This is a genomic window from Polaribacter sp. Hel1_33_96 (assembly GCF_002846595.1).
Taxonomy (GTDB): domain Bacteria; phylum Bacteroidota; class Bacteroidia; order Flavobacteriales; family Flavobacteriaceae; genus Polaribacter.
Genome location: NZ_PJMV01000001.1, coordinates 399,292 through 412,929 on the forward strand (window position 1 = coordinate 399,292; position 13,638 = coordinate 412,929).

A 13,638-nucleotide genomic window follows, 5' to 3' on the forward strand; every position below is an offset into this window, starting at 1 on the left:
AAAATGAATCAAGATTATATCATCCCAAACGAATGGTCTATCATCGAAGAAGGATTTAACCCTTATAAAGTAAAATCATCAGAAAGTCTTTTTAGTATTGGTAATGGAGCCATGGGGCAACGTGCTAATTTTGAAGAAGAATATTCTGGAGATACGTTTCAGGGAAGTTATATTGCAGGTGTTTATTATCCTGATAAAACGCGCGTTGGATGGTGGAAAAATGGATATCCTGAGTATTTTGCAAAAGTTTTAAATGCACCTAATTGGATAGGTATTAACGTTTTAATCAATGATGAAAGACTAGATTTAAATGCATGTAAAGAGGTTTTAAATTTTAGAAGAGAACTAAACATGAAAGAAGGTTGGTTATCTAGAAGTTTTGAAGCCATCCTGCAAAATGGTATAAAGATTAAAGTGGATACTAAACGTTTTTTAAGTTTAGAATTAGATGCTGTTGGAGCTATTAATTACAATGTAACTCCTATAAATGCAGCTGCTAAAATTACATATATTCCGTATTTAGATGCAGGAATCAGCAATGAAGACACCAATTGGGATGATCAATTTTGGGATGTTTTAGACGTGACTCAAAACAACCAACAATCTTACATTCAAGCAAGAACCATGAAAACACATTTTTACACGTGTACCTTTATGGAGTCTCGATTATTTGTAAATAATAGTGAAATTATTATTGATTGTAATAATGAAAAATCTTCAAATTTTACATCTTGCAGGTATCAACAAGAAATTAAAAAAAATCAAACTTATACAATTCACAAATTTGGTGGATATGTAGTGGATAGAAACCGAGATAAAAAGGAATTGGTTGCCGCAGCAAAAGCCATTTTAGACAAAGCGGTTAATTTTGGGTATGATGCATTGCTAGAAATGCAAAAACAATCTTGGACGCAGATTTGGAAAATGTCAGACATTACCATTGACGGTGATATTAAAGCACAACAAGGAATTCGCTTTAATATTTTTCAATTAAACCAAACTTATATAGGTACTGATGCTTCCTTAAATATAGGGCCAAAAGGCTTTACAGGAGAAAAATATGGCGGAAGTACCTATTGGGACACTGAAGCTTATTGCATTCCTTTTTATATGGCAACTAAAGATCAATCTGTTGCGAGAACTTTATTAGAATACAGATACAATCATTTAAATAAAGCGATTGAAAATGCAGAGAAACTTGGTTTTAAAAATGGAGCAGCATTATACCCGATGGTAACCATGAATGGTGAAGAATGCCATAATGAATGGGAAATAACTTTTGAAGAAATTCATAGGAATGGAGCCATTGCTTTTGCCATTTTTAACTATTACAGGTTTACAGACGATTATTCTTACATCCCAGAAAAAGGATTGGAAGTATTAATCGGAATTGCACGTTTTTGGCATCAAAGAGCCACTTTTTCATCAGATAAAAATAAATTTATGATTCTGGGAGTTACGGGTCCTAACGAATATGAGAATAATATTAATAATAATTTTTACACAAATTACATTGCAAAATGGTGTATAAATTATGCCTTAGAAAATATTGAGGTTGTAAAAAATGATCATATTTCTGATTATATCAGGATTAAAGGAAAAGTAGGTTTTTCTGATGATGAATTATCTCAATGGAAAAATGTTGCTGATAATATGTATTTCCCTGTTTCTAAAAAACATAATATTTTCTTACAACAAGATGGCTTTTTAGATAAAGAATTAATCACAGTTTCAGATTTAGATAATAGTCAAAGACCTATTAATCAAAAATGGAGTTGGGACAGAATTTTACGCTCTCCATATATTAAACAAGCAGATGTTTTGCAAGGTTTTTATATGTTCGAAAATGAATTTTCTGAGAAAGAATTAGAACGACATTTCGATTTTTACGAACCATTTACAGTTCATGAAAGTTCACTTTCTCCCTGTGTGCACAGCATTCAAGCAGCAAAGTTAAACAGAATGGATCAAGCGTATGAATTTTATTTAAGAACTTCGCGTTTAGATCTAGATGATTATAATCACGAAGTAGAAGAGGGCTTACATATTACTTCCATGGCGGGAACTTGGATGAGTATTGTTGAAGGTTTTGGCGGAATGAGAGTGCTAAATAATACACTTTCCTTTTCACCAAAAATCCCTAAAAAATGGCAATCTTATTCCTTTAAAGTAAACTTTAGAAATCAAGTTATTACTATAAATGTTTCGCAAAATGGTCCTCATTTTGAATTGGAAGGAAAGCAAGAAATTAATATTTTAGTGAACGGAGAATCAGTTACCGTGTTTCCGAATAAACTATTAACCGTTTAAAAAATAGATTATGAAACCTATAAGATTCATTTTTTTCATAGTATCAATAACCTTTTGGCTCTCTTGTGATAATATTGCATCTTCCAAAAATGTTTCTGAGGTTTCTGTTTCAAATATTTTTTTAGAAAGAGTTGAACCCACAAATTGGTGGATTGATTTTAAAGATAGTTCCTTGCAATTATTGGTAAAAGAAAAAAATATTGGTAGCGCTATTCCTAATATTTCTTATGCGGGAGTTTCTATAAAAAAAGTGCATAAAGCAAAAAGTCCTAATTATTTGTTTATCGATTTAAATATTGACAAGAACACAAAACCAGGAAAATTCGATATTGTCTTTACTTTTGATGATGAGACAAAAAAAGCACATACGTACGAATTAAAAGAAAGACTAAAACCTGCTGATGATTATATTGGTTTTAATAGTTCTGATGCTATTTATTTAATTACTCCAGACCGTTTTTCCAATGCTGACGAATCTAATGATATTAGCAAAAAATTAAAAGAAACAACGATCGATAGAACGGATGGATACAAGCGTCATGGAGGTGATTTACAAGGAATTATAAATCATATAAATTATATTTCAGATTTAGGTTTTACAACTGTATGGCCAACTCCTGTATTAACAAATGACATGAAAAACGGTTCATATCACGGGTATGCAATTACAGATTATTATCAAGTAGATCCACGTTTTGGAACAATGGATGATTATAAAAAATTGGCAAATGAGTTAAGCAAAAATGGCATGAAATTAATCATGGATCAAGTTGCAAATCATTGTGGATTAGAACATTGGTGGATGAAAGATTTACCCTTTAAAGATTGGGTGAATTATCAGAAAAAGTATGAAGACAATATAAAAGATTGGAATTTGAAATCCGCCACTTTTTCAAATCACAGACGGACAACCAATCAAGATTTTTACGCTTCTGATACAGATCGTCAAGGAAATACAGATGGATGGTTTGTAGAAAGTATGCCCGATTTAAATCAGCGTAATCCATTTATGGCTCAATACATTATTCAAAACAGTATTTGGTGGATAGAAACTTTGGGTTTAGGAGGAATAAGACAAGATACATATCCATATCCAGATAAAGATTTTATGGCAAATTGGGCAGGTGCAATTATGAGTGAATATCCTAATTTTTCTATTGTGGGAGAAGAATGGAGTTACAATCCTTTATTAGTGGGGTATTGGCAAAAAGGCGCAAAAAATAAAGATGGCTACAAGTCAAATTTAAAATCAACGATGGATTTTCCGATGCAAAAAGCTATCATAGACGGCATTAATGAAGAAGAATCGTGGGACAAAGGTTTGGTGAAATTATATGAAGGTTTAGCCAATGATTTTTATTACGCTACTCCAAAAGATATTATGATTTTCTTAGATAATCATGATAAAAGCAGATTGTTTACGGAAGTAAAAGAAGACGTAATAAAAGCTAAAATGGCCTTGAGTTATATGCTGATGTTACCCAGAATTCCACAGATGTATTATGGTACAGAAATTTTGATGGATGATACCGTAAATCCTGGTGACCACGGTTTAATTAGAACTGACTTCCCCGGAGGTTTTAAAGATGATAAAATAAATGCTTTTACTGGAAAAGGGGTATCTGAACCTAAAAAGGAGATGCAACTTTTTGTGAAGAAAATCTTGAATTATAGAAAAAATAGTATTGCAATTCATGAAGGAAAAACAATTCATTTTGCTCCAGTTAATGGCACCTACTTCTTATTTAGATCTAAAGACAACGAAACAGTTGTGCACATTATCAATAAAAATCAGACACCAATTACAATCGATTTAAAACGTTTTAAGGAAGTTGGTTTAAAGGGTAAAAAAGTTAAGAATATTATTACGGGAGAAGAATTTTTATGGAAAAATGAAATGAATTTAACTAAAAATGGAAGTATCATTTTAACGACTAAACTTTAAAATATTTCAAATGAAAAATCTTGTATTTGTTTTTCTAATGATTTCCATAATATCCTGTAAATCAAAAAAAAAGGAGAATATAAAAAGCAATAAATTATCAAATATTAATTCGATTGTTATAGATAACGCAATATTAGCTGGTGGGCAATTAATAAGAATTGATAGTTTTCCTTCAAAATATATTACACCAAGAAAAGTGGATGTTTGGTTGCCAGAGAATTATGCGCCCGAAAAAAAATATGCTGTTTTGTATATGCACGATGGACAAAATTTGTTTGATGCAACTACTACATGGAACAAGCAAGAATGGATGATTGATGAGGTTGCTACAAAATTAATGAGAGAAGGCGTTACCAAAGATTTTATAGTCGTTGCAATTCATAATATTTCTCAAATTCGTTGGCAAGATTTGTTTCCAGAAAAAGCTGTAAATTTTTTATCAGATAATGATAAAAATAAATTCAAAAACCTCGCTGGAAAACCAATTGCTATCAAAAATTTAACAGGAGATGAATATTTAAAATTTTTAGTTGAAGAGTTAAAACCGCATATAGATAATACATATTTAGTGCATACAGACAAAGCAAATACGTTTGTTGCAGGTTCCTCTATGGGAGGATTAATGTCCATGTATGCAATCGCAGAATACCCAAATATTTTTGGAGGTGCAGCTTGTATTTCTACACATTGGGTTGGCGCAGCACCCATAGAAAACAATCCCTTACCAGAAGCTATTTTAACTTATCTAGTTGAGCATGTACCAGCGTCGAAAATACATAAAATATATTTTGATTATGGAAATAAAACGTTAGATCAATTTTATCCGAAATATGCACCAAAAGTGGATTCAATTTTTCTAAAGAATGGATACAATACAGAGAATTTTAAAAATCTATTTTTTGAAGGAACAGATCATTCTGAACTTTCTTGGCAAAAAAGAGTAGATATACCGCTAATTTTTTTATTAAAAAAGTAGTTTTAAAATATGTCGATTCTAGTGCAGTCGATAACAGAAAAATAAAATTATGAAGAATTATATAGTACTCTTTTTATTATTTTTTTTATCCTTTAATTCATTAGCACAAAATTCTGATAGGATTTTTAAAAGTGCATCAATGCAAAATGGAGGTATATTAGATATTGAAGTTATAGATGGGCGCTATAGAATTCAATTTTATAATTCTAAGATTATTGAAACTTCCTTTATTCCAAAAGGAGAAGATTTTAAAGAGAATTCCCACGCAGTAGTCTTGAAATCAAATTTTCTAGATATAAAATTAAAGGAATCTTCTAGTTTTGTCAATTTTTCATCAAAAGGAATCAAAGTAAAAGTTCAAAAAGTACCTTTTAAAATTTCATACTTCTACAAGGAGAAAGAGGTTACTTCAGAAAAAATAGGGTATTCAAAAGATACTATTCACGAAAAAATTCAATTAAACCTTACTTCTGACGAAATTTTATATGGCACAGGTGCAAGAGCTTTGGGTATGAACAGACGAGGAAATCGTTTAAAATTATACAACAGAGCACATTATGGTTATGAAACGCATTCTGAGTTGATGAATTTTACAATGCCGATTGTAATTTCTTCAAAAAAATACATGGTTCATTTTGATAATGCTCCAATAGGGTACTTAGATTTAGACAGTAAAAAAGATAATTCTTTAACATATGAAACTATTTCTGGGCGTAAAACCTATCAAGTTATTGTTGGTGATTCTTGGGAAGATTTAATTGATAATTACACACAATTAACAGGAAAACAACCTTTACCACCAAGATGGGTTTTAGGTAATTTCTCCAGTAGATTTGGTTATCATTCGCAAAAAGAAACAACAGAAACAATTACAAAGTTTAAAGAAGAAGAAATTCCTGTAGATGCTGTTATTTTAGATTTGTTTTGGTTTGGGAAAGATATAAAAGGAACAATGGGGAATTTAGAGGTGCACAAAGATTCTTTTCCAGATATGAAAGGAATGATTTCTACATTAAAAAATAAAGGTGTTAAAACTGTTTTAATTACAGAACCTTTTATTTTATCCAATTCAAAAAAATGGAATGAAACTGTAGAAAAAGATATTTTAGCAAAAGATTCAATTGGTAATCCTGCCAAATATGATTTTTATTTTGGAAACACAGGTATTGTAGATATATATAAAACAGCAGGAAAAGATTGGTTTTGGAAGATATATAAAGACATTTTAAATTTAGGTGTAAAAGGACTTTGGGGAGACTTAGGTGAGCCAGAAGTACATCCCAGCTGGGTGCAACATGCAACGGGTTCTGCAGACGAAGTTCATAACATTTACGGTCATGATTGGGCACGTTTAATTTTTGAAGGTTATCAAAAAGATTTCTCAGCAGAAAGACCCTTTATTTTAATGAGAGCAGGCTATTCTGGTTCGCAACGTTTTGGCATGATTCCTTGGTCTGGAGACGTGAATAGAAGTTGGGGAGGTTTGCAATCTCAACCAGAAATTGCCTTACAAATGGGAATGCAAGGTTTAGGATATATGCATTCTGATTTGGGCGGTTTTGCAGGTGCAAATTTAGATGACAATTTATACATACGATGGCTACAATATGGTGTTTTTCAACCAATTTTTAGACCTCATGCGCAAGAAGAGGTACCTAGTGAGCCCGTTTTTAGAAGCGAAAAAGTAAAAAAACTAGCTAGAGAGTCTATTGAGTTGCGCTATAGATTATTGCCTTATAATTACAATTTAGCTTTCGAAAACAATCAAAAAGGAACGCCTTTAATGCGTCCAATTTTCTTTGAAGAAGATGAGGAAGAACTGATGACTAACGCATCGACTTACCTATGGGGAAAAGATTTTTTAATTACACCAATTTTAAAGGATTCTATAAGCACGAAAGAAGTTTATTTTCCTAAAAATACTAATTGGTATAATTTTTATTCAGATAAAAAAATTAAAGGTGGACAGACTAAAATTATAAAGGTTGAAGAGCATTCGATTCCAACCTATGTTAGAGCAGGGGCCTTTATTACAATGACAAAATTAGTTCAAACAACAGATGACTATAAAGGCGATAATTTAGAAATACATTATTTTCATGATTCTTTAATAGAGCAGAGTGCGAGAGAAGTTTATAATGATAATGGTTTACTTTCTTCTGCTTTTGAGAAAGAGCAATATGAAATTCTAAAACTAGAAGCTAAGTCTACAAAAAAAGGTTTAAAATTTAATTTTAATGCAAGTATTGGTAAAAAATGGAATCCAAAAATTAAAAAAATTAAATTAATAATTCATAATATGAATTGGCAGCCCAACAACATAAAAGTGGCCGGTAAAAAAATTAAATCTTTTACTAATAAAAATCAAATCACCATTCCTGTTTTATGGAATCCAAAGAAAAAAATAACGATTAAATTAACTCATAATTAAATTTTAATGAAGAAATTACTTCTCGCACCATTCCTGTTTTTATTTATTTTTTCTTGTGTAACAGAAAAAAAAGACACTTTAAAAAATAGCTCAAAAAAAATAAGTCCTATTTCAAATTCAGACTTAGAAACTGCTGTTATTTATGAGGCAAATATTCGACAATATTCAGCCAAAGGAACTTTTGATGAATTCACAAAAGACATACCTGAAATTAAAAAATTAGGAGTAAAAATTATTTGGTTAATGCCAATTTTTCCAATTTCAGAAACAAAACGGAAAGCTACAGGTGGACCAAAAAGTATGTTTGCTTCAGAATTTCCTAAAGAACAGCAAAGTAAATATTTAGGGAGCTACTATGCAGTATCGGATTTTACTAAAATAAATCCAGAATTTGGTACCCTGCAAGATTTTAGAGAACTCATAAAAAGTGCTCATGACAATGGGATCTACGTAATTTTAGATTGGGTGCCTAATCATACAGGTTGGGATCATAAATGGCTAAAAACCAATCCAGCATTTTATACTCAAAATGAAAAAGGAGATATTGTACACCCTAAAGACACTGATTGGACAGACGTAGCCGACTTAAATTACAAGAACAAAGACATGCAGGAAGCGATGATTGCAGACATGAAATATTGGATACAAAATGAAGGTATAGATGGTTTTAGATGTGATGTTGCAGGTTCGGTACCCACAACATTTTGGCAAAGTGCCATACCAATATTAAGAGCAGAAAAAGAAATTTTTATGTTAGCAGAGGCATGGGAGCCTGAACTACTAAAAGGGGATCTTTTTGACATGGCCTACGCTTGGGACGGACATCATTTATTAAATAATTTAGCGAAAGGTGAAAGTACTGCTGATGATTTAAAAGCATATATCAAACAGCTGTATTTTGATCGTTATGAAAAGGATGATATTTTAATGAATTTTGTAACGAACCATGATGAAAATTCTTGGAATGGAACGGTAAAAGAAAGAATGGGAGACCACGTTGAACTATTAACGGCATTGAGTTATGTTTTACCAGGGATGCCTTTAATTTATTCAGGACAAGAATATGATTTAAACCATAGATTAAAATTCTTCGAGAAAGATTCTATTCCAAAAACAAAAGGAACATCATTCCGCTATTTAGAAAAAATAGGAACTTTAAAGAATACTTATTTAGCATTAAATGGCGGAAAAGAAAGTGCTTCTTTAGAAATATTAGAAAGTGATCAAGAAACGGTGATTTTAAAGCGAGTAAAAGGGGATAAAACTTTATTATTTATAAGTAATTTTTCTAAAAATAGTATCAAATTAAAAGTTCCCGAAAATGGCTCCTTCACTGATTTTATTAGTAATAATAAGATTGAAATAGGTAAAGACTCTATGGAGATAGGTAGTTTTCAATATAAAATTTTAGTGCAATAAAAATGAAGAAAATTTTAATAATACTTTCTTTGCTTAACTTTTTTGCTTGCAATTCTATTGCCGGACAAAAACCCTCATTACCTAAAAAAACGACTACGTTTTTTTGGGAAGGTGCTAGTATTTATTTCTTGCTTACAGATAGATTTAACAACGGTGACACCTCTAATGATTTTAGTTACAATAGAATTCAAGATGCTGCAAAGTTAAGAGGTTTTCAAGGAGGAGATCTCAAAGGAATTACTCAAAAAATAAAAGAGGGTTATTTTACAGAATTGGGTATAAATGCCATTTGGATGACGCCAATTGTAGAACAAATTCATGCTGGAACAGACGAAGGAACAGGAAAGAGTTATGGTTACCATGGGTATTGGACAAAAGATTGGACTGCCATAGATCGTAATTTTGGGAATAAAGAAGATTTAAAAGAATTGATTGCAGCTGCCCATAAAAGAGGTATCAGAATTTTATTAGATGCAGTTATTAATCACACCGGGCCAGTAACAAAAGAAGATCCCGTCTGGCCAACTGATTGGGTGCGCGAGTCACCACAGTGCAATTATGCAACCTATAAAAATACTGTTTCATGCACATTGGTTAAAAACTTGCCCGATATCAAAACAGAAAGTAATGAAAATGTAGCATTGCCACCTCAATTAGTGGAGAAATGGAAGGCAGAAGGGCGATATGTGCAAGAAAAAAAAGAATTAGATGCGTTCTTTAAAAGAACAGGGTATCCAAAAGCTCCCCGTTTTTATATTATGAAGTGGTTAACAGATTATATTACCGAATTTGGAATTGATGGGTATAGAGTTGATACGGTAAAGCATACTGAAAATTTTGTTTGGCAAGAATTTAGAAAAGAATGTGATCATGCTTTTAACGTTTTTAAGCAAAATAATCCCCAAAAAATCTTAGATAATAACGAGTTTTATTTAGTTGGAGAAGTTTATAATTACGCAATCTCACATAAAAAATCGTATGATTTTGGTGATAAAAAAGTAAATTACTTTGACAACGCTTTTAATAGTTTAATCAATTTTGAATTGAAGTGGAATGTGAAACAAATGGCAGAAAAAGAGGTTTTTCAGAAGTATGATTCTATTCTTAATAATGATTTAAAAGGGTATGGAGTTTTGAATTATTTGACCTCACATGATGATGGTCAACCTTTTGATAAAGAAAGAAAAATGCCTTATAAGACGGCAACAATGTTGTTGTTAACGCCAGGTACTGCACAAGTGTATTATGGTGATGAATCTGCAAGAGATTTAACAATAGCAGGCACTGTTGGAGATGCAACTTTACGTTCTTTTATGAATTGGGATGAAGTTAAAAACACTGATGAAACTAAAAAGATATTAACTCATTGGCAAAAAATTGGTCAGTTTAGAAGTAATCATATGGCCGTTGGAGCAGGGAAGCACGAATTAATTTCAGAGGAAAATGGATTGATTTTTTCAAGAGTTAGCAATAAAGACAAAGTAGTTATTGGAATAAATTTACCAAAAGGAAAAAAACTAATTGAAATTTCTTCTGTTTATAAAAATACAGACCATTTATTTGATTTCTATTCTAAAAAAAAGTTGATCATTAAAGAGGGTATTGTATACTTGGATTCGCCCTATGAGATTGTTTTGATAGAAAAAGTAAAATTTTAAAACTGTCGGAATTTTTATTTTTTAACTCAAAGAATGTTGAGAAAACTTCGGAAGTATTTTTTTTTTGATTTAAATAAAACAATTAAAATTACGGTTAAGAGAAAAATGGAATTTTACAAAATTACTCTAGTTGATTATTTTTAAGTTTTTAATACCTATCTATTTTCTTTTTTATCTTGAAATCAACAGTTTGTAAATTTGCACATGTTAGCATCATTAAAATCGATTAATGAAGTCTTTTTTAAGTTTTGTACAGATTGCAAAAAGTAGCTCATTTGCGATGTTTTTACAATTTAAAATATTTCAAAGAATGTTTAAAGTCTCAAGGATCAAATCAAAAAACTGAAAGAGTTTATGAATAAGTGTACATCTTAACAAACATAAATACCAGTATTTTTTATCTATGAAAAGTTAAATAAAATCATAAAATTTACTTTTTAGGTGAAAATTTAAGGCAAGCATCTCAGAAATACAAAAATGATTGCTAACTTGCTGCTAAAATCTTAATTCCTCCAATTGTATCTAAAAAAATATAGTAAAGAAATAGCCCTATTACTCCTGCTTTTGATATGTGTGTTTTTCCTCATAGCCAAGAATATAGCACCGAAGAATGTATTGACAGTAGCTAAACCGCCTTTATCATCGCTAATAAAAGAGGAACCCCCTCTTTCCATAGAACACTATTCTGAAAACCTTACAAAAAATGTACGCCATAAATTAGATTTATTATTAAAACGTATCAATAAAAGGCATGATTTTAATGGAGCAGTATTAGTGGCAAAGAATGAAAAAATATTGTACAGCAATCAAATAGGCATTGCAGATTTTAAAAAGAAAGCTCCCTTAAAAAAAGAATCCGTATTTCAATTAGCTTCTGTAAGTAAGCAATTTACTGCAGCCGCCATTATGCTTTTAAATGAGCGTAAAAAAGTGAGACTGACCGATACTGTCAATAGGTATTTTCCAGATTTTCCTTTTAAGAATGTGACGATTAAAAACCTTTTAAATCATACTGCAGGATTGCCTAAATATTTTTGGGTAGCAGAGCATAAATGGTTGAAAGAAAAGGCTCCTACAAATAGTGAAATGATGACGTTTTTAGAGTCAAGCGATGTGCAACGGTATTTTAAATCAGGCCGTAATTTTGATTATTCGAATACAGGCTATTTTGTGCTAGCTTCTATTGTTGAAAAAGTTTCTGGTACTTCCTTTAGTTCTTTTTTAAAAAGCAATATTTTTGAACCGTTACAAATGAAACATTCATATGTATACAGTTTTGAAAATGATAGTATCAAAGAAGATCAATTAGATGGCTACCGACTGCATAGAGGATGGAGACATTTAAAAATAAAAGGTACCGTAAATGACGCGATTGTTGGTGACAAAAATGTGTATACTACTGCAGAGGATTTGTTTAAATGGACTCATGGATTAAATACAGGAAGACTTCTAACTAAAGAGTCGTTAGCGCTTATGTATTCAAAAGGAGAAACAATTTACGGAAGAGAAGTACCCTATGGCTTCGGTTTTAGAATTGATACTAAACGAGAAAAAAGCATTTATCATCATGGTAAATGGAACGGTTTTAGCACAGGGCTTACAAAATATTTGGAAGATGACTTGGTTGTAATTGTGTTAGAACACACCAGTTATAACGCTACGAAATCACTTACAAAAAAAATAAAAAAAATTGTTACTGAAAACTTCGTTTTGTAATTTATCTAACATACTAGGTCGTACACTTTATTTTTCCTTTCGAACGCCAAGTATCTTTTTGATTTAAAAAGAGATGTATATCATGATATGAAAAATGAAAAGTAATGACCAAAAAAAAGTTCGAATCCAATTCAAGCGAATTAAACGGAGTAGTAATTCTCTAGTAACTTCACCAGTAGTGATTTTTAAATGAAGAGGAGCAAAGTTTAAAAAAGTAAAAACCCACAGAAATAGTACAATCGATAGTGTAGCTGCGGATAGCCAACTAAAATTCAGAAAAACATCTATAACGGCTATTATTAACTGACTAAGCATTAACGGAATAACAATGACTGCAATTCCTGTTGTATATTTTTGATGCCATTTTATTAGATTTTCAATTTTGTAATATGTAAAACTTGGATAAATAATAAGTTGTACCATCCAAATAAGAACAACTAATCCGGCATCAATTAAAAGAGAAATCTGTAATATAGTTTTCGAATAGTCCAATGTCAATTACTGTTTAATGAAAGCATATTTTTCAAGAACTTCTAAACTTGTGTATTGTAACGATTTTATATGTGTAGCAGCTAACTTTATCAAAGGTGCTTTTCCAACTTTTTCTGCTTGTAACCATCTAGAAATACATAAACACCATTGATCACCAGGTTGTAAACCAGGAAAATTCCAATACGGAATTGGCGTCATTAAATCATTTCCTTTAGATGCAGAATAGTCTAAAAACTCTTGAGTAACAATTGCGCAAACCGTGTGTGTGCCCACATCATGAGAAACTGTTCTGCAAAAGCCATCTCTAAAATAACCCGTTGCTGGTTTTTGGCAACAGCTCTCTAAAGGTTTATTAAATACGTTTAATTCCAATTCAGTCGCTTTAAAATTTAAGTAGATAAAGATACAAAAACTAATTTTCTAAGATTCTTTCGATCCATACTCATTCTTTAGAGATTGTAAAGTAGTTTCAGGAGTATTCAGCTGCTAAGAAAGATGCAATGCAACTTATATCTACTTTAAAGTTACCGTTATTTGTTACTTTTTTTTCTTTAAATATTATTGCATTTATTTAAATATAAACCAATATAAGTTGAATTTTGATAAAAATAATGAACTCATTTTGAAAATTTCATAAAAATTTGTAAACTTTTTTAATAATATTTGTATATCCCAATATAATCTCTAGATT

The 13,638-nt window shown here is 30.9% G+C and carries 9 protein-coding genes; 7 read left to right on the plus strand and 2 right to left on the minus strand.

The genetic code is table 11. The annotated features are described in order from the left end of the window. The first annotated feature begins 3 nt into the window (after positions 1 to 3). The 7 genes from ATE90_RS01825 (at position 4) to ATE90_RS01855 (ending at position 12,455) form a co-directional block, all read left to right on the plus strand. Positions 4 to 2,310, plus strand: coding sequence for a glycoside hydrolase family 65 protein (locus ATE90_RS01825; RefSeq protein WP_036783205.1), 2,307 nt, complete (start codon positions 4 to 6; stop codon positions 2,308 to 2,310). A gap of 10 nt (positions 2,311 to 2,320) precedes the next feature. Next, positions 2,321 to 4,255: a glycoside hydrolase family 13 protein gene (locus tag ATE90_RS01830; protein ID WP_036783208.1), complete on the plus strand. Its 1,935-nt coding sequence runs from the start codon at positions 2,321 to 2,323 to the stop codon at positions 4,253 to 4,255. A gap of 10 nt (positions 4,256 to 4,265) precedes the next feature. Beyond that, the gene (locus ATE90_RS01835; RefSeq protein WP_101450687.1) at positions 4,266 to 5,231 is read left to right on the plus strand and encodes an alpha/beta hydrolase; all 966 of its coding nucleotides are present in this window, start codon (positions 4,266 to 4,268) and stop codon (positions 5,229 to 5,231) included. 49 nt (positions 5,232 to 5,280) lie between these two features. After that, positions 5,281 to 7,662: a glycoside hydrolase family 31 protein gene (locus ATE90_RS01840; protein WP_036783215.1), complete on the plus strand. Its 2,382-nt coding sequence runs from the start codon at positions 5,281 to 5,283 to the stop codon at positions 7,660 to 7,662. A gap of 6 nt (positions 7,663 to 7,668) precedes the next feature. Continuing rightward, positions 7,669 to 9,081 (plus strand): alpha-amylase family glycosyl hydrolase, encoded by a 1,413-nt coding sequence (locus tag ATE90_RS01845; RefSeq protein ID WP_036783218.1) that lies wholly within the window; start codon positions 7,669 to 7,671, stop codon positions 9,079 to 9,081. Between the two features lie 2 nt (positions 9,082 to 9,083). Next, positions 9,084 to 10,739 (plus strand): alpha-amylase family glycosyl hydrolase, encoded by a 1,656-nt coding sequence (locus ATE90_RS01850; RefSeq protein ID WP_036783220.1) that lies wholly within the window; start codon positions 9,084 to 9,086, stop codon positions 10,737 to 10,739. Positions 10,740 to 11,354: 615 nt separating this feature from the next. Further along, the gene (locus tag ATE90_RS01855) at positions 11,355 to 12,455 is read left to right on the plus strand and encodes a serine hydrolase domain-containing protein (RefSeq protein ID WP_231959999.1); all 1,101 of its coding nucleotides are present in this window, start codon (positions 11,355 to 11,357) and stop codon (positions 12,453 to 12,455) included. 63 nt (positions 12,456 to 12,518) lie between these two features. Here the strand turns inward: ATE90_RS01855 and ATE90_RS01860 are convergent, their stop codons facing one another. Together ATE90_RS01860 and ATE90_RS01865 are read right to left on the minus strand one after the other, a co-directional pair. Then, entirely contained in the window at positions 12,519 to 12,947 is a 429-nt protein-coding gene (locus ATE90_RS01860; RefSeq protein WP_036788020.1) for a hypothetical protein, read from the minus strand. A 6-nt stretch (positions 12,948 to 12,953) separates the two neighbouring features. After that, positions 12,954 to 13,319 carry a DUF2237 family protein gene (locus ATE90_RS01865; protein WP_036783223.1) on the minus strand — a complete coding sequence of 122 codons (366 nt, stop codon included), beginning with the start codon at positions 13,317 to 13,319 and terminating at the stop codon, positions 12,954 to 12,956. Between the last annotated feature and the right edge of the window lie 319 nt (positions 13,320 to 13,638).

What these genes read in the sequence shown, in the direction of transcription:
- ATE90_RS01825 (WP_036783205.1), top strand. Translation starts at nt 4, where the DNA reads ATGAATCAAGATTATATCATCCCAAACGAATGGTCTATCATCGAAGAA.
- ATE90_RS01830 (WP_036783208.1), top strand. Translation starts at nt 2,321, where the DNA reads ATGAAACCTATAAGATTCATTTTTTTCATAGTATCAATAACCTTTTGG.
- ATE90_RS01835 (WP_101450687.1), top strand. Translation starts at nt 4,266, where the DNA reads ATGAAAAATCTTGTATTTGTTTTTCTAATGATTTCCATAATATCCTGT.
- ATE90_RS01840 (WP_036783215.1), top strand. Translation starts at nt 5,281, where the DNA reads ATGAAGAATTATATAGTACTCTTTTTATTATTTTTTTTATCCTTTAAT.
- ATE90_RS01845 (WP_036783218.1), top strand. Translation starts at nt 7,669, where the DNA reads ATGAAGAAATTACTTCTCGCACCATTCCTGTTTTTATTTATTTTTTCT.
- ATE90_RS01850 (WP_036783220.1), top strand. Translation starts at nt 9,084, where the DNA reads ATGAAGAAAATTTTAATAATACTTTCTTTGCTTAACTTTTTTGCTTGC.